Genomic DNA, 22,218 nt, shown 5'->3' on the forward strand with positions numbered 1-22,218 from the left:
GTGCTCATCAGTAGGTCTCGTCGGCCTCGTCGGGGACGGTGTGCATGGCCGCCTCCTCGGCGGACGCGGCGGCTCCGGCGATGCCGACGTCACGGGCGACCACGTCCTTCTCGTCGTCCGTGCGCACGCCTTCGTCGGGCGCGACGAGGCGGCCGGAGCGGTCGCGGCCCACCTGGTCGTCGATGGGTTCGCCGTCGCCGCCGGGGAGGTCGCCGATGCCGTTGGACAGGTCGGCGGTCTCCGCCGCCTGCGTCGTGTCGGGCAGCTCCTCGTTGAGCCGCTGGTCCAGGCTCTCGCGTTCGCGCTGCTCGCGGGCGGTGGTGCCGATGTGGTCGACGGCCAGCGGCCGCTCGGGCGGCGACCAGCCTTCGTCGTAGGGGTCGGCCTCGCGGTCCGACAGGGTGTCCTCGGGGTCGAGGATGCCCGTGTCCTCCCGGTCCTCGGCAACGGGCTGGTAGACCTCGTCGCCCATCGAGTTCTCGTTCTCGGTCGCCATGGCGTGGCCTCCCGTGTGCTCTCCTGCTGCTCCTGGCGCTCCTGCTCGTATGCCTGATCGCGTATCCAGCCTGGAACAGGTCACACATCCCGGCATTCCGGACAGTGCGGGAGGGCGCGGGTCGGCGCGCACGACTCGGCGGCCCGGGGCACGTCGCCTGCCGGGCCGCCGAGGGCGTGATCAGGGTGTGATCACCTACGGAATGCGTCCTTCACCTTCTTGCCCGCCTGGCGCAGATCGCCCTTGGCCCGCTCGGCGCGGCCCTCGGCCGTCAGACGTTCGTCGCCGGCCGCCCGGCCGACGTTCTCCTTCGCCGCGCCCTTGACCTCGTCGGCCTTGGCGGAAGCCTTGCTGGAACCCTTCTTGCGTGCCATGGCCACGCTCCTTCGTCGGCGTCTGCCGGGTGTGTGCCCGGCGCCGCACGGAGCAAACCTGGACAGTCAGGGCTGTTCCGTATGATCCCGCCCGAAACCGAAAACGTCCCAGGCCAGCACCCGCTCGGCTTCCTGGTGGGTGCGCTCGGCGAGCTTTCTGGCCTCGTTGAGCACGTCTCCGTGCTCCTGGACGAGCTGGTCGTATATGGGCGAGCCGGGAGGGGTGTGGCGCGGGATCACGTGCGGTTTCTCCTTCGGGCACGGGCGGCTGTGGGGTACCGGGGCGGTCCCGGCGCCCGGCGCCTGCCCATAGCTCGGCGGATCATGCGGAATCCCGGCTACCGCTTTGTGGAACATGGTGCCCGTGCGCCCGGACGTCCGTGCGGCCGTGGCGGGAACCGCTGTAGGCGGCGGCGCGCAGGCCGTGCAGCCGGTCGGTGGGGCGCAGTCCGGGCAGGCCGTGGAGGTACGGATCGTAGGTGGGCGTCGTCCCCTCCGGGTACGGCCGCGGTGTCCCGACGGTCAGGGTCGCGAACGTCCGCCAGGGCTCGCCGGGCGCGGCCGCGCGCAGCTCGAAGCGGACGGGGCCGCGCTCCAGGGCCTGGCGCAGCGCGGCCAGGTCACCGCGTACGCGGCGGCGAGGGCCCCCTGCCGGAAAGGCCGCGATCACCCGTTCCCGGTCGCCCACCCGGTAGGACAGCAGGGTGGAGTACGGCCCGGCCAGGGCGTCGCGCCTCGGGTGCGGCACATGGCGGCCGAGGCGGCCGGTGCCGCTGGAGGTCAGCAGCAGGTCCAGCGGGGCGCCGTGCCCGCCCGCCTCCGCCACGCGCAGGGCGAGGCCCAGTCCGTCCGGCAGCCGCGCCGGCAGCCCCGCCGCCCGCGACCACCGCACGGTCACGTCGTACGAGCCCGCCCGGTCGAGCAACGGCACGCCCCATGGAGCGGCGTCCCCACCGGTCCCGGGCACGTCCAGCACGCCCGCGCACGTCAGGCCCCGCGGGTGGAGGGCCGGCGCCGAGCGCCGCCGGGCGATGCGCCGCGCTATGCCGAAGGCCCGCTTCTCGATCGCCACACCGGCTCCCTTCCGTCGTCGGACAGCACCGGGTACCCCGCCCGGCCGGGGGGCTACCGGCCCCCCTGGGTGCGGCGTACGCAGGCGGCGACGACCTCGCGGAGGCTGCCGGTGCGGCGCAGCAGCTGGCGTTGGACGCGGGCGCCGTTGCCGCCGCTGAGCAGTTCGGCGAGGCCCTGGCGGGCGTAGGCGAGGTCGCCGTTCTCGTCGAGGGCCTGCTCGATGTGGGCGAGCAGGGTGTAGACGACCTGTTCGGCGGGGGCGGGGCGCATGGTGAGCGGGTGGATCAGCTCGTCGTCCAGGCCGGAGCGGCCGGCCCGCCAGGCCGCCGCGCGCAGCAGGCCGACGCCGTGGCGGGCGGGGGGTTCGCCCTCGCGCCACTCGCGGGCGGCGGTGTCCACCAGGCCGCGGGTGAGCGTGGCGAGCAGGGCGGTGGTGGACGCGTCGAGGCAGACGTCGGCGGCGCGGACCTCGACGGTCGGGTAGTTGCGGGAGAGCCGGGCGTCGAAGTAGATCATCCCCTCGTCGTGGAGGACGCCGGTGCCGATCAGGTCGCGCACCTGCTGGTGGTAGCGGTGTGCCGAGCCGAAGATCTCCACGGGGCCCGCCGAGGGCCAGCGTCCCCACACCCTGCTGCGGTAGCTGTTGTACCCGCTGTCGTGGCCTTGCCAGAACGGCGAGTTGGTGCTCAGCGCGAGCAGGACGGACAGCCACGGCCGTATCCGGTCCAGCACGCCGACGCCCTCCTCGTCGGACTCGACCGACACGTGCACATGGCAGCCGCAGGTGAGCTGTTCCAGGGCGGTGAGGCCGAAGTGCTCCTGCATCCAGCGGTAGCGCTTGCCCTCGGTGAGGGCGGGGCCGGCGGGCAGGGGCGAGGTGGCGAGGGCGACCACCGCCGCCCCGGCCTCGCCCGCGTGCCGCGCGGCCTCGGCGCGCCAGCGCTCGATCTCGGCGGCCAGCTCCTTCATCCCGCTCTGCGGGTGCGTGGCGAACTCCAGTTGCTGGCCCTGCAGCTCCTTGGTGAAGGCGTGGGTCCTGCCCCGGCTCTCCTTGGCCGCAATCGCCAGCACGGCCTGGGACAGGGCGCGCGGCTCGCCGGTCCGCGGGTCCACGAGGAGGAGTTCCTCCTCCACTCCGACAGTGCGCAACGGAAACCACCTTTCCGATCGCATCCAGCGGGTGTTGGTCCAGCGGGGACTGGCCCAACGGGGACAGCGCGGGACGCACCATCATCCCGGCTGGGACGACGCTCCGCACCGGTCCGGAGGGCGGCCACCGGGGATCTGGCGAGTTCCCGACGCCTTCGGCTTGAACCGCGAGGGCCGCAGCACGTCGGTGATCAGCCCGGCGACGCCGGGCAGCTGGTCGTTGAGGTAGAAGTGGCCGCCGGGCAGGACGTGCAGCTCGAAGGGGCCGCCGGTCTCCTCCCGCCAGGCCCGCGCCCCGTCGATCGGCACCCAGGGGTCCCGGTCGCCGGTGAGCACCACCAGGGGGCAGCTCAGCGGGGGGCCGGGCCGGCGGCGGTACGTGGACACGGCGCGGAAGTCGGCGCGCAGCGCCGGCAGGGCGAGCGCGCGCACCCCGGGGTGGTCCAGCACGCCGTCGGGGTCGCCGCCGAGCCCGCGTACCTCGGCGACGAGCCGTTCGTCGTCGGCACCGGCCGGTGGGAGCGCCGTGCCGGGCTGCCGGGGCAGTGCCGGGGCCTGCCGCCCGGACACGATCAGCGCGGCCGGCCGGGTGTGCCCGGCCGCCTCCAGCCGGCGCGCGACCTCGTACGCGACGAGGGCGCCCATGCTGTGTCCGAAGAGCGCGAAGGGCTCGTCCGCGTACGGCCGCAGCTCAGGCAGGCAGGCGTCGGCGAGCGCGTGGATGTCGTCCAGGCACGGCTCGGTGAAGCGGTCCTGGCGGCCGGGGTACTGGACGGCAAGGGCCTCGATCCCGTCCGGCAGCGCGGCGGACAGCGCGCGGTAGGCCCCCGCGGCACCGCCCGCGTGCGGGAAGCAGAAGAGCCGGACGCCGGCTGCGGGTGCGGGGTGGAAGTTCCGTATCCACGCGGTCACGTGGATCCTCCTCTGGCGGGCGGACGGCACTCCCGCGTCACCCTACTGGGTGTTACGCCACCGATCCGATGCGCCCCGTGGGGGCGACGGGGCCGTCGCGGTGGATCGGGGTGTGGGCGCCCGTCAGTGACACCCCGCTGCCGCCGCGCCGGCTCGCGACGATCTCCGCCGCGATCGACAGGGCGGTCTCCTCCGGCGTACGGGCGCCGAGGTCGAGGCCGATCGGGGAGCGCAGCCGGGCCAGTTCCAGTTCCGTGACGCCGGCCTCACGCAGCCGCTCGTTGCGGTCCTCGTGGGTGCGCCGGGAGCCCATCGCGCCGATGTACGCGACGGGAAGCTTCAGGGCCAGTTCGAGCAGGGGGACGTCGAACTTGGCGTCGTGGGTGAGGACGCACAGCACGGTGCGGCCGTCCACCTCGGTGCGCGACAGGTACTCGTGCGGCCATTCGACGACGACCTCGTCCGCCTCGGGGAAGCGGGCGGGGGTGGCGAAGACCGGGCGGGCGTCGCAGACGGTGACGTGGTAGCCGAGGAACTTGCCGATCCGTACCAGCGCCGCCGCGAAGTCGATCGCCCCGAAGACGATCATGCGGGGGGCCGGGACGCTGGACTCGACCAGCAGGGTGAGCGGCTGCCCGCAGCGCGAGCCGTCCTGGCCGATGGTGACGGTGCCGGTGCGGCCGGCGTCGAGCATGGCGCGGGCCTCGCCCGCCGCCGTGCGGTCCAGTTCGGGGTGGCCGCCGAGGCTTCCCTCGTACGAGCCGTCCGGGTGGACCAGCAGAGCCTGCCCCAACAGGTCTGCCGGTCCTTCCGTGATTCTGGCCAGAGCCGCCGCCTCCCCTCCGGCGGCGGCTCCGAGCGCGGCGGGGTACACCCCGCCGCGGACCGGGGTGACGAGGATGTCGATGATGCCGCCGCAGGTCAGACCGACCGCGAAGGCGTCCTCGTCGCTGTAGCCGAAGCGCTCCAGGACGGTCTCGCCGTCCTGCAGCGCCTGTCGGCACAGGTCGTACACGGCTCCCTCGACACATCCACCGGAGACCGACCCGATCGCCGTGCCCTCGCCGTCGACGGCGAGTGCGGCGCCCGGCTGCCGGGGCGCGCTGCCGCCGACCGCCACCACGGTGGCGACGGCGAAGTCACGTCCCTGCTCGACCCACCGGTGAAGCTCAGCGGCGATGTCCAGCATGTCGGCCTCCTTACCGATGGCAGATGTGTCAAGGATCCCGTCAGTGCGCGGTACCCGTGGCGAAGTAGAAGATGAACACCGCGGACAACACCCACATCAGGATGCTCGGCTCGCGCCACTTGCCTTGCGCCGCCTTGATGGCGCAGTACGCGATGACACCCGCGCCGACACCGGTGGTGATGGTGTACGTGAACGGCATCAGCACGACCGTGAGGAAGACCGGGACGGCGACGGACCAGTCGGTCCAGTCGACGTGCCGGGCGTTCTGCAGCATCATCGCGCCGATGACGACCAGGGCGGCGGAGGCCACCTGGCCCGGCACGAGCTGGGTGAGCGGCGTGAAGAACAGGCACGCGGCGAAGAAGAGACCGGTGACCGAGGCCGACAGGCCCGTACGCGCACCCTCGCCGACGCCCGTGGCGGACTCGATGAAGACGGTCTGTCCGGAGGCTCCGGAGACACCGCCGATCGCGCCGCCGGCGCCGTCGATGAACAGTGCCTTGCTCAGGCCCGGCATGCGGCCCTGTGCGTCGGCGAGCTTGGCCTCCTGACCGACGGCGATGATCGTCGCCATGGCGTCGAAGAAGCCGGCCAGCACCAGGGTGAAGACGATCATCGAGACCGTGGTGTAGCCGAGGTCGCCCCAGCCGCCGAACTCCACCTGGCCGAGGAGCGAGAAGTCCGGCATGGAGACGGGGCTGCCGTGCAGGATCGGCGCTGTGCCGCCCCACGCGGATTCCTTGATCAGGCCTGCGGCGGTAGCCGTGACCGAGATGACTGTGCCGGCGACGATGCCGATGAGGATGGCGCCGGGGATCTTGCGGGCCTGCAGCATGAAGATCAGCAGCAGGGTGAAGCAGAACAGCGCGACCGGCCAGCCGGCGAGCGAGCCGCCGACACCGAGGGTGACGGGTCCGCCGACCTCGCTCGGGCCGACGAAGCCGGCCTTGACGAAGCCGATGATCGCGATGAAGAGGCCGATGCCCATCGTGATGCCGTGCTTCAGCGCCAGTGGGATGGCGTTCATGATGACTTCACGGACACCGGTCACCACCAGCAGGCAGATCACGGCGCCGTAGATGACACACATGCCCATGGCCTGCGGCCAGGTCATGTCCGGGGCGACCTGGGTGGAGATGACGCCCGCGACGCTCAGGCCCGCCGCGAGGGCGAGCGGGACCTTGCCGATGAAACCCATCGCCAGGGTGGTGACGGCCGCGGCGAGAGCGGTGGCGGTGATGAGGGCGGGCTGGCTGAGCTTGTTGCCGTCCGCGTCGGGACCGCCGAGCAGCAGCGGGTTGAGCAGGAGGATGTACGCCATGGCCATGAAGGTCGTGACGCCGCCGCGCACTTCCTGCGCGACCGAGGATCCTCGGTGGGTTATGTGAAAGTACCGGTCGAGCCAAGACCGTCCGGCGGGGACACGGGAACCGGATCCCGCGTCTTCGGCGACGGTCTTCGGCTCCACTGACGACTGGGTCATGGTGCCTAACTCCCAAGGTTCAAAGGGGCACCCGCGTGCACTGGGGCAAAAGCTCTGCGGGATTTGGGATGGTGCGTTGGCTGCACGACCCGGGGGACGGCCCGAGACGAACGGTGTAATGCGGTACTGCGAGGTGGGGGGAGCGGGGTGTTGCGTGGGGGGATACTCCGGGCGGTGCGGGCTGTGGAAGTGTGACGTTCCCGGGAGGCACGCACCGCCCGGAGGGCTTATAGGGTGCCGGTGAGGTGCTCGGGGCGTACCGGCGTCTTGTTGAGCTCCAGACCCGTCGCGTTCCGGATCGCCGCGAGGACGGCCGGGGTGGACGACAGGGTCGGGGCCTCTCCTATGCCGCGCAGCCCGTAGGGCGCGTGGTCATCGGCGAGCTCGAGCACATCGACCGGGATGGTCGGGGTGTCGAGGATCGTGGGGATCAGGTAGTCCGTGAAGGACGGGTTCCTGACCTTCGCGGTCTTCGGGTCGACGATGATCTCCTCCATGACCGCCACGCCCAGGCCCTGGGTGGTGCCACCCTGGATCTGGCCGATGACGGACAGCGGGTTGAGCGCCTTGCCGACGTCCTGGGCGCAGGCCAGCTCGATGACCTTGACCAGGCCGAGCTCGGTGTCCACCTCGACGACCGCGCGGTGTGCGGCGAACGAGTACTGGACGTGGCCGTTGCCCTGGCCGGTGCGCAGGTCGAAGGCCTCGGTGGGGCGGTGGCGCCACTCGGCCTCGATCTCGACGATCTCGTCCTCCAGGACGTCCACCAGGTCGGCGAGGACCTCGCCGCCGTCGGTGACGACCTTGCCGCCTTCGAGCAGCAGCTCGGCGGTGGCCCAGGCGGGGTGGTACGTGCCGAGCTTGCGGCGGCCGATCTGAAGGACCTTCTCGCGGACGAGCTCACAGGAGTTCTTGACCGCGCCGCCGGTGACGTACGTCTGGCGGGAGGCGGAGGTGGAGCCGGCCGAGCCGACCTGGGTGTCGGCCGGGTTGATCGTCACCTGGGCGACGCCCAGCTCGGTGCGGGCGATCTGCGCGTGGACGGTGATACCGCCCTGGCCGACCTCCGCCATCGCGGTGTGGACGGTCGCGACCGCCTCGCCGTTGATGACCTCCATGCGCACCTTGGCGGTGGAGTAGTCGTCGAAGCCCTCGGAGAAGCCGACGTTCTTGATGCCGACCGCGTAGCCGACGCCGCGGACGACGCCCTCGCCGTGCGTGGTGTTGGACAGGCCGCCGGGCAGCGCGCGGATGTCGGCGCCCTCGGTGGACTCCCACTGGCGCTCGGGCGGCAGCGGGCGCGCCTTGACGCGGCGCAGCAGCTCGGCGACCGGGGCGGGCGAGTCGACCGGCTGGCCGGTCGGCATCAGGGTGCCCTGCTCCATGGCGTTGAGCCGGCGGAACTCCACCGGGTCCATGTCCAGCTTCTTGGCGAGCTTGTCCATCTGGGCCTCGTACGCGAAGCACGCCTGGACCGCGCCGAAGCCGCGCATGGCGCCGCAGGGCGGGTTGTTGGTGTAGAGCGCGATGGCCTCGATGTCGACGTCGTCGATGACGTACGGGCCGGCGGCGAGCGAGGAGGCGTTGCCGACGACGGCCGGGGAGGCCGAGGCGTAGGCGCCGCCGTCCAGCACGATCCGGCACTTCATGTGCGTGATCTTGCCGTCCTTGGTGGCGCCGTGCTCGTACCAGAGCTTCGCCGGGTGACGGTGGACGTGGCCGAAGAAGGACTCGAACCGGTTGTAGACGATCTTGACCGGCTTGCCGGTGCGGAGCGCCAGCAGGCAGGCGTGGATCTGCATCGACAGGTCCTCGCGGCCGCCGAAGGCACCGCCGACGCCGGAGAGCGTCATCCGGACCTTCTCCTCGGGCAGGCCGAGGACGGGCGCGATCTGGCGGAGGTCCGAGTGCAGCCACTGCGTGGCCACGTACAGGTCGACGCCGCCGTCCTCGCCCGGTACGGCCAGGCCGGACTCGGGGCCGAGGAAGGCCTGGTCCTGCATGCCGAAGACGTACTCGCCGGAGACGATGACGTCGGCCTTCTTGGCGGCCTCGTCGGCGTTGCCGCGGATGATGGGCTGGCGGTGCACGATGTTCGGGTGCGGTACGTGCCCGGCGTGGTGGTCGTCGCGGCCCGGGTGCAGCAGCGGCGCGTCGGGGGCGGTCGCGGAGGCCTCGTCGGTGACGACGGGCAGCTCCCTGTACTCGACCTTGATCTTGGCGGCCGCGCGGCGGGCGGTCTCCGGGTGGTCGGCGGCGACCAGCGCGACCGGCTCACCGTGGTGGCGTACCCGGCCGTGGGCGAGGACCGGGGTGTCCTGGATCTCCAGGCCGTAGTTCTTCACCTCGGTGGGCAGGTCCTCGTAGGTGAGGACGGCGTAGACGCCGGCCTGGGCGAGGGCCTCGGAGGTGTCGATGGAGACGATCTCGGCGTGCGCCACCGTGGAGCGGAGGATCTGGCCCCACAGCATGTCCTCGTGCCACATGTCCGAGGAGTAGGCGAACTCGCCGGTGACCTTGAGGGTTCCGTCGGGGCGCAGCGTGGACTCGCCGATGCCGCCCTTGGTCTTCGAACCCTGGGTGACCTTGGTGGGAGTGCCGGCCGGAGCGGCGACTCGGGTGTTCCGCGACATGGTCAGACCGCCTCTCCCTGACGTTCCTGACGGGCGGCCGCGAGGCGGACGGCGTCCAGGATCTTCTCGTAGCCGGTGCACCGGCAGAGGTTGCCGGAGAGCGCCTCGCGGATGTCCTCGTCGGACGGGGAGGGGTTGCGCTCCAGCATCTCGTCGGCCGCCACCAGCAGGCCCGGGGTGCAGAAACCGCACTGCACGGCGCCCGCGTCGATGAAGGCCTGCTGGATCGGGGAGAGCTCGGTGCCCTCGCCGGTCTGGGAGTCGGCGCCTTTGGCGGACCAGCCCTGGGCCTCCTGGAGGGCGGTGCCCTGCCTGCCGTCGCCGGAGGAGCCGCACGCGCCGGTGCCACACGCGCCGCTGTGCTCGGCACGCTGCCTGGCGTAGTCGGCGAGGCCCTCGACGGTGACGACCTCGCGGCCCTCGACCTGGCCGGCGGCCACGAGGCAGGAACAGACCGGGACGCCGTCCAGGCGGACCGTACAGGAGCCGCACTCGCCCTGCTCGCAGGCGTTCTTCGAGCCGGGCAGCCCCAGGCGCTCACGCAGGACGTAGAGGAGGGATTCGCCCTCCCAGACGTCGTCGGCTTCCTGTGGGCGGCCGTTGACCGTGAAACTCACGCGCATGGTTATGCAGCTCCTTCAAGGGTGCGGCCGGTGCCGCGGTACTGCTCCCAGGTCCAGCCGAGCGTGCGCCGGGCCATGATGCCGACCGCGTGGCGCCGGTACTTGGCCGTGCCCCGCACGTCGTCGATCGGGTTGCAGGCCCCGGAGGCGAGCTCCGCGAACTGCTTGGCGATCGAGGGAGTGATGATCTTGCCGCTCTCCCAGAACCCGCCCTCTTCGAGCGCGGCGTTCAGGAAGTCCTCGGCCGCCTTCGCCCGTACGGGCGTGGGGGCCGCCGAGCCGATACCGGTCCGCACGGTACGGGTCTCCGGGTGCAGCGCCAGACCGAACGCGCACACCGCGATCACCATCGCGTTGCGGGTACCCACCTTGGAGTACTGCTGCGGTCCGTCCGCCTTCTTGATGTGGACCGTCTTGATGAGCTCGTCCGGGGCGAGCGCGTTGCGCTTGACGCCCGTGTAGAACTCGTCGATCGGGATGAAGCGGGAGCCGCGTACGGACTCGACCTCGACCTCGGCACCGGCCGCCAGCAGGGCGGGGTGCGCGTCACCGGCCGGGGACGCCGTACCCAGGTTGCCACCGACACCGCCGCGGTTGCGGATCTGCGGCGACGCCACGGTGTGCGAGGCGAGCGCCAGGCCCGGCAGCTCGGGCCTCAGCTGCTCCATGATCTGCGTGTACGGAACAGAAGCGCCCAGCCGGACGTTCTCCTCGCCGATCTCCCACTCACCGAGCAGCTCGATGCGGTTCAGGTCCAGCAGGTACTCGGGCCGCCGATGGTCGAAGTTGATCTCGACCATGACATCCGTACCACCGGCGATGGGCACAGCCGTGGGGTGCTCTGCCTTGGCGGCGAGCGCCTCCTCCCAGCTGGCGGGGCGAAGGAAGTCCATGAGTGGCTCTCTTCCACGTGTTCCGGTGATCGGTGGTCCGGCGGTGCGTGATCGGGGTGATCGACTGGGTCCGGGGGGCGTGTGATCGAGTGGTTCGCTGGGGCTCGGGGGACGGCGGGCCCACGTGTTCGTCTTCATGTTCATGTGCTGTTAACGCGTTGTGGCCCCAGTACACCCAGCGGTGCTCCGCCCGGTGCAGTCACCGAAACCATGAAGGAGTTGGCTGGTCGCCCTCTCCGTCTTGTAGATTCGAACGAAAGGCGAGGAGCAGTAACCTCTCCGTTTCCCCCCGGAAACGGTGGCCACGGCTCACCGGCAACAACCAGACACCCACGAGACAGATCGGCGGCGATCACATGCGGCTGCGCGCACTGCTGGAAACCGATGCGCTGGGGCTGCGGCTGCTCGGCGGCGAGGACGAGCTGGACCGCACGGTCCGCGGCGTGATGACGACGGACCTGCGTGACCCCAGCAGGTACCTCTCCGGCGGAGAGCTGGTGCTCACCGGCCTCGCCTGGCGGCGGGACGCGGCGGACTCCGAGCCCTTCGTCCGGATCCTGGCCGGCGCCGGTGTGGCGGGCCTGGCGGCCGGCGAGGCGGAACTGGGCGCGATCCCCGACGATCTGGTGCAGGCGTGTTTGCGCCACCGGCTCCCACTGTTCGCAGTAAACGAGTCGGTTGCGTTCGCAACGATCACTGAGCATGTTGTTCGACAGGTGTCGGGCGAACGGGCCGGTGATCTCGCGGCTGTCGTCGATCGCCACAGAAGGCTGATGACGTCCGGCCCGGCGGGCGGCGGACCGGAGGTCGTTCTGGACCTGCTCGGCTCCGACCTGGACCTTCGCGCCTGGGTACTGTCGCCGACCGGGCGTCAGATCGCGGGCGCCGGGGCGCCGTTGCCCGCCGAGCTGGGCGCCGCCCTCGCCGCGGAGCACCTGGCCGCCACGCGCACCGGGCGGCGCGGCCCGCACCGGGCGGTCGCGCGTGGAACGACGTACTCGCTCTTCCCGATCCGGAACACCGGGCGCGGTGCCGCCCCCGCCTCGCGGGACGTGCGCGAGAGCGTGCTGTCCGACTGGCTGCTGGCCGTCGAGGCGGACGCCGGTGACTGGCCGGCCGCCCGGCTGGACCTGCTCCAGGGCGTCACCCAGCTGATCGCCGTGGAGCGCGACCGGCGGGACGCGGCGCGTACGGTACGGCGCCGGCTGGCGCAGGAGGTCCTGGAGCTGGTGCAGACGGGCGCCGCCCCGGCCGAGATCGCCGCACGCCTGCGGGTGGCCGCGCCGGTACTCCTGCCGGGGCTCGGGACCGCGCCGCACTGGCAGGTCGTGGTGGCCCGGGTCGAGTGGGGTGAGGGCGGTACGGGCGCGCCGGGCATCGAGGCCGGTCCGGTCGCCCAGTCGCTGCTGGAGGAGATCCTGGTCGACCCGGCGACCTCCGGCCCCGACTCGGCCGACCGCATCGCGGTGGCCCACACCGGCGACGAGGCCATCGCCCTGGTGCCGCTGCCGGCCGTGCCGGATTCTCCGGAGGCGGAGACGGCGCTGGAGGCAGCGGAGGCGGCGGCTGGGCCGGGGGCCGAGCCGGAGTCGGAGGACGACGAGAAGGGCCCGGTCATCGACGGCGGCGCCGGGCTGCACGCGGACGCCCTGCTCGCCGCCGTGCGCGGCCCGCTGTCGGCGGGCCTGGACGGTGACGGTCGCCTCACCCTGGGCGTGAGCGCCGCCGTTCACTCGGCCGAGGGACTGCGCGGCGCCCTGGAGGAGGCCCGGCACGCCCGGCGTGTGGCGGCGGCGCGGCCGGGGCGAGTGTGCGCGGCGGGCCACCACGAGCTGGCGTCGCACGTGCTGCTGCTGCCGTTCGTGCCGGACGACGTACGGCGGGCGTTCACGGCTCGGCTGCTGGACCCGCTGCGCGACTACGACCGGCGCCACCGCGCGGAGCTGATCCCGACGCTGGAGGCCTTCCTGGACTCCGACGGCTCCTGGACCCGCTGCGCCAGCCGGCTGCACCTGCACGTGAACACCCTCCGCTACCGGGTGGGGCGGATCGAGCAGCTGACGGGGCGTGACCTGTCGCGACTGGAGGACAAGCTGGACTTCTTCCTGGCGCTGCGCATGTCCTGACGTAACGTCATTACACCAACAGAGAGCGACACACATCGTGATGTCCGGACAAACGGACACCCCGGCAGATCTCCAGGCGCGCACCCCGGCGGACACCCCGGCAGATCTCCAGGCGGGCACCGCGGCGGACCTCCAGACGCGCCCCCCGGCGGACACCCCGGCAGATCTTCAGGCGGGCACCCCGGCAGGGACCACGGTGGGCACCCCGGCGGACCCCCTCCGCGGCGACTGCGCGAACTGCTTCGGGCTGTGCTGCGTCGCGCTGCCCTTCGCCGCCTCCGCGGACTTCGCCGTCGGCAAGCCCGCCGGCACGCCCTGCGCCAACCTGGCCGCCGACTTCCGGTGCGGCATCCACGACCGGCTGCGCGACCGGGGCTTTTCCGGCTGCACGGTGTACGACTGCTTCGGCGCCGGCCAGAAGGTCTCCCAGGTCACGTTCGCCGGCCGCGACTGGCGGCAGGACCCGGACACGGCGCGGCGCATGTTCGCCGCCTTCCCCGTCGTACGGCATCTCCACGAACTGCTCGCGTACCTCACCGAGGCGCTGGCGCTGGAGCCCGCCCGTTCCCTCCACGGCGAGCTGCGGCCCGTCCTCGACGAGACCGAGCGGCTCACGTTCCTCCCCCCGGAGGAGCTCACCGCCCTGGACCTGGACGCGCACCGCCGCATCGTCGGCGACCTGCTGCTGCGGGCCGGCGAACTCGCCCGGTCGGGCATCCCCGGCGCCCTCGGCAAGAAGAAGAACCGCCGCGGCGCCGACCTCATGGGCGCCCGCCTCAAGGGCGCGGACCTGCACGGCGCCAACCTGCGCGGCGCCTACCTCATCGCCGCCGACCTCACCGGCGCCGACCTGCGCCGGGCCGACCTCCTCGGCGCCGACCTCCGCGACACCCGCCTGGCGGGCGCGGACCTCACCGGCGCGCTCTTCCTCACCCAGCCCCAGCTGAACGCCGCGAAGGGCGACGCGCTCACCACGCTGCCCCCGGCGCTGGAGCGCCCGGCGCACTGGGGCCGCTGAACCGGCCGTGACGATTCATGGTTTCCTGAATTCAGGATTCTGTGTATCGTCCACGTCGTGTTGAATCTCGCCCAGGACATCGAGGTGCTGGCCCGGTTCGGCCGCGCCCTCGCCGACCCGATCCGCTGCCGGCTGCTGCTCGCCCTGCGCGCGGCTCCCGCCTACCCGTCCGACATGGCCGACGCCCTCGGGATCTCCCGTACGCGCCTGTCGAACCATCTGGCCTGCCTGCGCGACTGCGGACTGGTCGTGGCCGTACCCGAGGGCCGCCGCACCCGGTACGAGCTGGCCGACCCCCGGCTGGCCCACGCGCTGGACGACCTGCGTGCGGCCGTGGTGGCGGTCGCCGACGGCGGCACGTGCCAGGACGCCGAGTCGAGCGGCTGCTGCTGATGGCCACGGACACATCGCCCCTACCGGCCCCGGCACGCCGCGAGGCCCTGGCCCGTCGCATACGCCTGCTGGTCGCCGCCACCATCGCCTACAACGCGGTCGAGGCGATCGTCGCCCTCACCGCGGGATCCCTCGCGTCCTCCTCCGCCCTCGTGGGCTTCGGCCTTGACTCGATCGTCGAGGTCTCCTCGGCCGCCGCGGTGGCCTGGCAGTTCTCGGCCCGTGAGCACGCCGTGCGCGCGGCGCGGGAGAGGAGGGCGCTGCGGATCATCGCCGTGTCGTTCTTCGCGCTCGCCGCCTTCGTGACCGTGGACGCGGTCCGCGCGCTCACGGGCGGCGGGGAGGCGGAGTCGTCCGCTCCCGGCATCGTGCTGGCGGCCCTGTCGCTGGCGGTCATGCCGTTCCTGTCCGCCGCGCAGCGGCGCGCCGGCCGGGAGCTGGGATCGGCCTCGGCGGTCGCCGACTCCCGGCAGACGCTGCTGTGCACCTACCTGTCCGCGGTGCTGCTGGTGGGCCTGGCCGCCAACACCACGCTCGGCTGGGCGTGGGCGGATCCGCTGGCCGCGCTGGCCATAGCGGCGATCGCGGTCAAGGAAGGCCGGCGGGCGTGGCGCGGCGACGGCTGCTGCGCCCCGGCCGGGCTGACCTCGCTCACGGCCGCGACCGGGCCGGCGGCGGCTGGCGCGTCGGCGGGCGCGTCGGCGGCCGAGGACGCCTGTGGCTGCGCCCCGGGGTGCGGCTGCTGCGACTGACCCGCGTTCACTCCTTCGACGGAACCCCGGCGGTGGCGGGAAGCCGCGCCGACGCGGAACGCCGGGCCCTGATTGTGAATCAATTCACCTGACCCCCTTGGCCGGGCGTGCCGTTCCGTGCTGAGATTCTCCGGACCCAACAGCTCAATGGCGTGCTCGGGGAGGGCAATGTGGCGCATACCGCCATGTCTGGTTCCGGAACGACCGCAAGCGACGATCCCCTCCAGACCGCGGTATGGCGGCTGCGCTCGCGCGGCTGTTGGACCGACGCGGCCGCCCTCCTCGCGCCCGGCGCGCACGACCCCGCCGTCGCCCTCCAGCGCGCGTCGCTGCTGATCGAGCGGTGCCTGTACACCGAACAGGGCTGGGCCGAGGCGGAGGACGCCCTGCGCGTGGCGGAGGCGCTCGCCCACGACGACGAGGAGCGCGGCGCGGCCGCCTGCGAACGCGGCTACCTCGCCTACGCGTCGACCCTGCTGGGCGTACGGGACCGGGCCGACGAGGCGCGGGCCGCGCTCGGCCGGGCGGCGGCGCTCATCGCCCCGTCCGCGCCCGGCCGCCCGCTGCTGGACTTCCGGCGCGGCCTGATCGCCCAGAACCTCGGCGACTCCCCGCAGGCCGCGCGCGCCGCGTACCACCGCGCCCACGCGGGCGCCACCGCCCAGGGTGACGCCCTGCTGCTCTCCTCCACCTGGCGGCACCTGGCCGGACTGGCGCTGCGCGACGGGGAGTTGGCGGAGGCCCGGCACGGCTTCGCCGAGTCGCTGCGGCTGCGCGAGGAGCTCGGCTACCTGGTCGGTACGGCCCCGGCGCTGGCGGCCCTGGCGGACACCGAACCGGAGCCGGAGGCGGCGCGGCTGCGCGCGGAGGCGCGACGGCTGTTCCAGCTGCTCGGCGGCGTACCGACGTGGCTGGCGGCGCGGCTGGCACCACCGGCGGCGGCCTGAGGGCGTTGCGCGCAGGCGTCTGCCGGAAGGCGCTGCGGGCAGGCGTCTGCCGGAAGGCGCTGCGGGCAGGCGTCTGCCGGAAGGCGTTGTCAGAGGGCTCTGCCATGATCAGGTGCCATGAGTGACACCACCTTTGACCAGGCACACGCGGCGGTAGCGGCCCTCCGCGCCCGGGGACTCGTCGTCCTCGACGGCATCCCCGACAGCGACCTCGACCGGTGGCCGGTCCCCGTGCCCGAGGAGGTCCGCGTCGTGCTGCGCGAGATAGGCGGCGTGCGGGAGGGCGACGTCCGGTACGAGTTCGGGCCGCGCGGCTTCGCGGGCGACCGGTGGTGGCTCGGAGACTTCCCCGACGACGGGACGTCCCTGGTCGTCGGCGTGGGCGGCGCGAACTGGGGCCCCGTGCTGCGGTCCGAAGGGTGGGGCGAGGACACGCAGTTCGTGGTCGAGGCCCCGTCGTTCACGGCCTGGCTGCTGACCCTGGGGACCGAGCGGTCCGCCCCGAAGGCGTCCGTCGCGGCCATCCCGTCGATCGAGGCCGCCGAGGGCCCGGACACGCAGCTGGCGGCCCTGGTCGCCGGTGGTGACTCACTGACCGACGTGGTCGACCTGTGGGCGCTGCCGGACCATCCGTGCCGGGTGGTGTGGGAGCCGTACCACTCCCTGGACTACGAGACCGCCGACACCGGTGGCAGCGATACGGAGTGGGAGCTGGTCGGCGGGGGCCGGGCACTGCTGCTGCGCAGCCTCCCCAGCGGGGACTTCCTGGACCGCCCGGTGCGGCGCCACCGCGTACCGGCGGACGCGGCGCGGCTCGCCGTCGCCGAACTGCGAGCCCTGGCCGACGCGCACCCGGCCCATGTGACGCTCGATGCGGGCTGCGACGACACGGAGATGGACACCTGGGCGGTGCCCGTACCGGACGACATCCGCACCGTCCTGCGCGAGGTCGGCGGCGTGCGGATAGCCGGTCTGCCCCCGCTGCGGCTGCTGCCGGGCGCGCCGGAGCACACCGTCGACCCCGAGGTGCACCGCATGCTGGGCGGCGACGGAACCTACTGGCCGGTCGCCCGCGTGGAACGCCCCTTCAGTACGGCGCTCGCGCAGATCCGTATCGACCCGGACACCGGCGAATGGGGGTACGCCGTCTCCATCCCCACCGACCACCAGCTCGCCGGCGAACCGGAACTGTCCCTGCTCGCCGAGTCGTTGCCCCACCTGCTGCTGACGGTCGCGCGCATCGCCCGCGACGCGGCGGCCACCCCGGACTTCCCCGGCCACGTCCGGTCCGCCACCAGATGGTTCACGCCCAACACCGGCGAGCCCTGGACACGCCCCGCCCCGGCCACCGAGTGGGCGGGCTCCCCCGACCCCCTGCGCGCCGCCCTGGCCGGCCTGCCGCCCGGTACGCACGTCGCCGACCTGCGGGACTCCCCCATACCGACCGACCTGTGCTTCTACCGCTCGCATGCCTGGTTCTACGGCCCCGACTCCCTGGACCGGCTCCATTTCGTGGCCGGCGGGCGGCTGGTGGCGGCGATCCCGAAGATACCCGGGTGAAAGGGATGGACCCCTTTCACGGCCCCGGCTCGCGGAAGAGGCGCCGGCGCGTCCCCTCCGCGGCCGTGACGTAGGTCGCGACGAGACCCGGTTCCTCGCGGGCGAGGCCGTGGTAAATGGCGAGGGCTTCGGTGATGTCCTCCCGTGCCGCCGCCCGTTCCGGCTCGGCGCCCGTCAGGAGCCGTGTCGTGGCGGACGCGTGAAGCGCGAAGCCCAGGTGCGGCTCGGGCGCCGCGCGTCGGGCGACGGTGACGGCCTCCACGGCGGTGCGCACCGCCTCGTCGTGCAGCGTGGCATCGGCGAGGCGCAGGGCGTGCACGGCCAGCGCCCACGCCAGCAGGGGCTCATGGGCGGCCGGGTCGGCCCCGGCGAGACGGCGGGCGAGGGCGACCGCCTCCTCGGTGATCTCCAGGGCGTCGGCACACGGTGTCTCTTCCTCCACCGGATAGTGGCCGTAAGACGCCAGCGTCCAGGCCAGGGCGGGGTCGTACGCGGAGTCCGCAGCGGCCAGCCGGCGGGCGATGTCCGTGGCGCGGACGAGCAGGGCCCGTCCCTCCTCGCACTGGTGTCGGTCGACGAGGTACGTGCCCAGGGCGTGGACCGCCATCTGGACCACCGGTTCGTACGCGGGCCCGGTACGGGCCAGGTCCTCGGCCACCTCCACACCGCGCCGCAGGGTGTGATCCGCCGCCTCCGACCCGGCGCCGTGCTGGAGAACGCCGAGGAGGGGCAGCAGCGGCCCGAGCAGCCCCTGCCGGGCGGGAGCGTCCTGAAGGGGGCCGTCCAGCAGGCCGAGGGCCTCCCCCGCGAGCGGCAGGGCCTGACTGCGGCGCCCGACCGAGACCAGGAGTTCAACGGTGGCGGACAGCAGGGCGACGAACTCGGCGAGGTCGTCCGCGGGGCCCGTCCGTGCCGCCTCCCGGCAGAGAGGCACGGCTTCCAGCAGAGCCTCGGCCGCCTCTTCATGGCGACGCGCCGCGGACAGCAGCTTCCCGAGCTCTACCAGGGCGGCGGACAGCTGCGGGGTATGGAGCGCCGTGTCCTCCTGGCTGTCCTCGACCAGACGGCGGAAGAGGCCGGCCGCCTCGGCCAACGCCTCCAGGGCCTCGTCCGGGAGCCCCGTCTTGGGCAGGACGATGCCCAGCAGCAACAGCGTCTTCCCCAGCTGCGGCACGTGCGGCCCCGCGTCCAGGCCCCGCTCCCCCCGTACGAGGCCCCGGAACAGGGACTCCGCCTCGCGCGCGTCCTGTACGGCCTCGGCCGGCCGGCTCGCCGCGTACAGCCGGGACGCCCTGGTCGCGAGCATCGTCGCGAGGGCGGACCGCGCCGGTGGTGACTCGTCCGCCGCGCTGAGACGGCGGGCGACGACGACACCTTCCTCAGCCGTCGTGAGGGCTTCCTCGTGCACGTCCGCATTGCTCAGCCGATGGGTGAGGTTGTTGAACCCCATGACGAGCGCCTGGAGGAAGGCCTCGGGCCGCTTCTCGACAGCGAGCCGGTAGAGGGTGACGGCCTCACGAGCGGCGTCCAGCGCTTCCTGAGCCCGTCCGGTGGCCTCCAGTTGGCCTGCGTACGTGTTCAGGCTCATCGCGAGGTCCCCTGTGAACACTCCGGGGCTCGCCTGGTCCAGGGAGCGGTACAGGGCGACGGACTCGCGGGCGGCGTTCAGCGCCTCCTCTCGCGCCCCGGCGTCGTCCAGTTCGTTGGCGTACGTGTTCAGGCTCACGGCCAGCCGTTCCGCGAACGCGGCCGGTTCCTGTTCGTACAGCCGCCGGTAGAGGTCCACGGACTGGGCGCTCGCCGCGGCGGATTCCCGCCGCCGCCCCATCTCGGCCGCATCGATGGCGAAGGAGTTCAGCGCGTGCGCCAGGTCGGGAAGGTGCGCGGCGGGGCGTATCCGGGCCAAGTGGCGACGGATGTCGAGCGCCTCCTCGGCCACTCGCACGGCTTCCGCGTACTGGCCGGCCTCCCGCAAGCAGTTGGAGTATGTGCCGAGGCTCATGGCGAAGCCCTCCCGGAAGGCGTCGGGGTGCTCCTCGGCCAGGGACCGGTAGTGCTCCACGGATTCGCGGCTCGAAGCCAGCGCCTCCTTGTTCCGGCCAGACTCCTTCTGCCAGATGGACAGGTTGTTCAGGCCGTCGGCCAGTTCCGCCCGTTCCCGCCGCTCCCCGACCAGCTCGCGCCGGATGCCGACGGTCTCCTCGATCGCCGTGAGCGCCTTGTCCGGGCGGCCGAGCTCACCCTCGCAGTTGGCGACGGCGTTGAGGGCGTGTGCCAGTTCCGAGCGGTACACCCGGGTGCCGGACGGTGAGGCGGACTCGGCGATGAGTTCGCGGTAGAGACCGACGGCCTCGTAGGCGGGGCCCATGGCGTCGGCTCGCCGTCCCACGGCACCGAGACCGACCGAGAGGTTCTGCAGGGACGCGGCGAGGTGGGGCCGGAACGTCCGGGCGTCCGTCTTCGCCAGCGGTCTCAGCCGGATGACGGCTTCCTCCGCCACCTCGTACGCGCGCTGCCGGTGGCCCATGTGGAGGTGCCGCTGGCAGAGCTTGCGCAGCAGCCTGGCCAGGTCCGGCAGGACGCGGAGTCCGTCTCGGCGCGCTCGCGGTGGATGTCGGTCAGCCGCTCGGTGAGGTGCAGCGCCCAGGGAGCGAGGTTGTGGGAGGAAGCGGGCAGGTGGTCCAGCAGCCGCATGAGGTCCGCGAGATCCGTGCCGGGGTCGTCGGTGAGCCGGTACAGGGCCGACACAAGCGGTTCCGGCCGCTCCACCTGGGTGGCGACGTCGACGGCGAGGGCGCCGAGCACCTCGGGGTGCCGGGTGCACAGGCCGGTGAGCTGCCCGTCGAGGTGCTCGCGGTGGGCGGGGTGAGCGGCGGCGCGGGTGTGGAGGACCAGCAGCCGGGCGGCCTGGGTCTCGGACGCCCCGGCGAGGAGGCGATCGGCGAGGTCGGGATCGGCACGGAGGTGGCTGCCCACGAAGTACTCGGCGAGGCGGTCCGGGCGCAGCGTTCCCCAGACCTGCGACGGGGCGGGCGGAGGGTAGAGGGCGCTGATCCAGTCGCACACGGCCCAGCGGACGTCCGCGGTCTGGCCGTGGAGGATGGGCACCCGGTCCAGTAGGGCGTGGGCCTCCTCACGGTCGGCGGCACCGCACAGGAACGTGGCGGCGAGGACCGAGTCGATGCCCCTGCGCTTCTTCAGGCCCAGGTCGGCCTCGACGGCGATCCAGTAGCGGCGCTCGTAGTCCAGCAGCCGTTCCTCCATGGGACGGAACCGGCTCGCGCCTTCACCGGGCTTGTGGGCCGCGTCCAGCAGGTCGACGAGCGCGGTCATGTGCAGCGTGAGTGCGTCGCCCATGCCGGGCGTCCCGGCCCGGTACACGGCGGAACGCGTGAGACCCTCTGCCAGAGGTCCCCACTTGCGGAGCCTGTACCCGGGCACCTGCGGCAGGGCACGGGCCAGGCCCTCCACGGCGTCGCGGTACGCCTCGGCGTGCCGGCCTGGGTCGGACTCCAGCGGCGGCAGCGGCGTGACCGGAGCGTCGTACAGCTCCTCCAGATCGGTGGCGGCGGGGAGGTCGTACCACCAGTCGCCGTCGGCACGGGCCAGTAACAGGACCTTGACGCGCACGGTCCTGGGGGCGGCGGCTGCCGCGTGCAGAAGCGGGGGCAGCTGGTCCATGCGGGTCTCGGCGTTGTCGACCACCACCAGCAGCGGCGACTCCGTGTACTGGAGGACCCGCAGCCTGCCGGCCGGGGCGTCGCGGCTCAGCCACAAGACGCTCCAGGGCTCGTCGTCCGGCTCGTCGCGGAGCCGGTCGACAAGGCGGCGGGCGAGGCGGGTCTTGCCCTGCCCGCCCGGCCCGTACACCAGTCGCGTTCCCAGCCCCGGGGCCTCGCACCAGGCCCGCAGCTCCTCCAGTTCCCGGGTACGCCCCCGGAAGGGCACCACCGCGCGGTGCGCGTCCAGCAGGGCCGCCGGGCTCGTGGGGGCGGTCCGGGACTTGGTGACGAGGCCGTCCCACTCGACCAGCGCGCGCTGCAACTCCGCCTGGCGGTGCTCCGGCGGCAGGTTGTTGATGATGGTGTTGTCGTTCCCGATCTGCACGGAGACGAGGAAGACGCCCTCGGTCATGCGCCCGACCCGAAGTTGTTCACCATGTGGTTGTGGTCGCCCTCCTGGATCGAGACCGGGCCGCCGCCGGACGACACGTGCCAGGTCCTGGCGCCGTGCCGGGCTTCCGTACGCTGACGCAGCAGTTCCTCCAGCTCGGCCACCGCCTCATCGCGCGCTTCCGGGGGCAGCTGCTCCAGCAGCGTCTCGAACCGGCCGCGCCAGTACCCCGCCTGGTGCGTCGCTTCCGGTTCGGCGGCGGCGGACATGGTCGTCTCGGCCGCGTCGAGGCGCTCCAGCTCCGCGCGTTGCCGCTGTTCGCCCAGGCGTCCCCACCACCGGCTCGTCCACGTCCGCATCCCGGCCCAGGCATCGGTCCCCGCCGCCTGCACCAACGCCGCCCCCGCCGCGGCGGTGAGCGCCACCAACTCGTCAGGCCCCATCAGCATCCCCCTTCGCGTCGTGTCGACGGGCGACCGTAAC

20 protein-coding genes are annotated in these 22,218 nt (G+C 72.9%); 6 read left to right on the forward strand and 14 right to left on the reverse strand.

Going from position 1 to position 22,218, the window contains the following annotated elements; genetic code table 11:
• Positions 1 to 7 precede the first annotated feature (7 nt).
• The 11 genes from AMK26_RS14850 to AMK26_RS14895 all read right to left on the reverse strand — a co-directional run bounded on the left by AMK26_RS14850 (position 8) and on the right by AMK26_RS14895 (position 10,826).
• Positions 8 to 496, reverse strand: a complete 489-nt coding sequence (locus AMK26_RS14850) for a DUF5709 domain-containing protein (RefSeq protein WP_073755088.1) — start codon at positions 494 to 496, stop codon at positions 8 to 10.
• A gap of 191 nt (positions 497 to 687) precedes the next feature.
• Complete coding sequence (locus tag AMK26_RS14855) at positions 688 to 870, reverse strand: CsbD family protein (protein WP_073755089.1); 183 nt, start codon at positions 868 to 870, stop codon at positions 688 to 690.
• A 66-nt stretch (positions 871 to 936) separates the two neighbouring features.
• Entirely contained in the window at positions 937 to 1,110 is a 174-nt protein-coding gene (locus tag AMK26_RS37280; protein ID WP_198944068.1) for a hypothetical protein, read from the reverse strand.
• A gap of 82 nt (positions 1,111 to 1,192) precedes the next feature.
• Positions 1,193 to 1,942: a phosphodiesterase gene (locus AMK26_RS14860; protein ID WP_241837902.1), complete on the reverse strand. Its 750-nt coding sequence runs from the start codon at positions 1,940 to 1,942 to the stop codon at positions 1,193 to 1,195.
• Positions 1,943 to 1,995: 53 nt separating this feature from the next.
• The gene (locus AMK26_RS14865; RefSeq protein WP_073755090.1) at positions 1,996 to 3,093 is read right to left on the reverse strand and encodes a glutamate--cysteine ligase 2; all 1,098 of its coding nucleotides are present in this window, start codon (positions 3,091 to 3,093) and stop codon (positions 1,996 to 1,998) included.
• A gap of 81 nt (positions 3,094 to 3,174) precedes the next feature.
• Entirely contained in the window at positions 3,175 to 4,005 is an 831-nt protein-coding gene (locus AMK26_RS14870; protein WP_073755091.1) for a thioesterase II family protein, read from the reverse strand.
• Between the two features lie 52 nt (positions 4,006 to 4,057).
• Positions 4,058 to 5,194: an XdhC family protein gene (locus AMK26_RS14875; protein ID WP_073755092.1), complete on the reverse strand. Its 1,137-nt coding sequence runs from the start codon at positions 5,192 to 5,194 to the stop codon at positions 4,058 to 4,060.
• A 40-nt stretch (positions 5,195 to 5,234) separates the two neighbouring features.
• A complete protein-coding gene (locus tag AMK26_RS14880; protein ID WP_073755093.1) occupies positions 5,235 to 6,677 on the reverse strand; it encodes an NCS2 family permease in 1,443 nt (480 codons plus the stop codon).
• A 227-nt stretch (positions 6,678 to 6,904) separates the two neighbouring features.
• Positions 6,905 to 9,310: a xanthine dehydrogenase subunit D gene (gene pucD, locus AMK26_RS14885; RefSeq protein ID WP_073755094.1), complete on the reverse strand. Its 2,406-nt coding sequence runs from the start codon at positions 9,308 to 9,310 to the stop codon at positions 6,905 to 6,907.
• A gap of 2 nt (positions 9,311 to 9,312) precedes the next feature.
• Positions 9,313 to 9,933 carry a (2Fe-2S)-binding protein gene (locus tag AMK26_RS14890; protein ID WP_073755095.1) on the reverse strand — a complete coding sequence of 207 codons (621 nt, stop codon included), beginning with the start codon at positions 9,931 to 9,933 and terminating at the stop codon, positions 9,313 to 9,315.
• A gap of 2 nt (positions 9,934 to 9,935) precedes the next feature.
• Positions 9,936 to 10,826, reverse strand: a complete 891-nt coding sequence (locus tag AMK26_RS14895) for an FAD binding domain-containing protein (protein ID WP_073755096.1) — start codon at positions 10,824 to 10,826, stop codon at positions 9,936 to 9,938.
• Between the two features lie 356 nt (positions 10,827 to 11,182).
• Between AMK26_RS14895 and AMK26_RS14905 the strand changes: the two genes are divergently transcribed.
• The 6 genes from AMK26_RS14905 to AMK26_RS14930 all read left to right on the forward strand — a co-directional run bounded on the left by AMK26_RS14905 (position 11,183) and on the right by AMK26_RS14930 (position 17,622).
• Positions 11,183 to 12,952 (forward strand): PucR family transcriptional regulator ligand-binding domain-containing protein, encoded by a 1,770-nt coding sequence (locus AMK26_RS14905; protein WP_073755097.1) that lies wholly within the window; start codon positions 11,183 to 11,185, stop codon positions 12,950 to 12,952.
• A gap of 40 nt (positions 12,953 to 12,992) precedes the next feature.
• The gene (locus AMK26_RS14910) at positions 12,993 to 13,970 is read left to right on the forward strand and encodes a pentapeptide repeat-containing protein (RefSeq protein ID WP_079277593.1); all 978 of its coding nucleotides are present in this window, start codon (positions 12,993 to 12,995) and stop codon (positions 13,968 to 13,970) included.
• A gap of 57 nt (positions 13,971 to 14,027) precedes the next feature.
• On the forward strand, positions 14,028 to 14,363 hold the full coding sequence (locus AMK26_RS14915) for an ArsR/SmtB family transcription factor (RefSeq protein ID WP_073755099.1): 336 nt from the start codon (positions 14,028 to 14,030) through the stop codon (positions 14,361 to 14,363).
• Complete coding sequence (locus AMK26_RS14920; protein WP_073755100.1) at positions 14,363 to 15,115, forward strand: cation transporter; 753 nt, start codon at positions 14,363 to 14,365, stop codon at positions 15,113 to 15,115. The genes AMK26_RS14915 and AMK26_RS14920 overlap by 1 nt, the downstream gene beginning before the upstream one ends.
• Positions 15,116 to 15,300: 185 nt before the next feature.
• Entirely contained in the window at positions 15,301 to 16,062 is a 762-nt protein-coding gene (locus AMK26_RS14925) for a hypothetical protein (protein WP_198944070.1), read from the forward strand.
• 117 nt (positions 16,063 to 16,179) lie between these two features.
• Positions 16,180 to 17,622, forward strand: a complete 1,443-nt coding sequence (locus tag AMK26_RS14930; RefSeq protein WP_073755102.1) for a hypothetical protein — start codon at positions 16,180 to 16,182, stop codon at positions 17,620 to 17,622.
• Positions 17,623 to 17,638: 16 nt separating this feature from the next.
• Here AMK26_RS14930 and AMK26_RS14935 read toward each other — a convergent pair whose 3' ends face one another.
• From AMK26_RS14935 to AMK26_RS14945, 3 genes are read right to left on the reverse strand one after another with little or no spacing between them, the layout of a single operon-like run.
• Entirely contained in the window at positions 17,639 to 20,149 is a 2,511-nt protein-coding gene (locus AMK26_RS14935) for a tetratricopeptide repeat protein (protein ID WP_073755103.1), read from the reverse strand.
• Positions 20,095 to 21,756 (reverse strand): P-loop NTPase, encoded by a 1,662-nt coding sequence (locus AMK26_RS14940; RefSeq protein WP_073755104.1) that lies wholly within the window; start codon positions 21,754 to 21,756, stop codon positions 20,095 to 20,097. The genes AMK26_RS14935 and AMK26_RS14940 overlap by 55 nt, the downstream gene beginning before the upstream one ends.
• A complete protein-coding gene (locus tag AMK26_RS14945) occupies positions 21,753 to 22,178 on the reverse strand; it encodes a hypothetical protein (RefSeq protein WP_143608527.1) in 426 nt (141 codons plus the stop codon). Before AMK26_RS14945 ends, AMK26_RS14940 begins: the two co-directional genes overlap by 4 nt.
• Positions 22,179 to 22,218: the final 40 nt, after the last annotated feature.

The organism is Streptomyces sp. CB03234, from assembly GCF_001905885.1.
GTDB lineage: Bacteria > Actinomycetota > Actinomycetes > Streptomycetales > Streptomycetaceae > Streptomyces.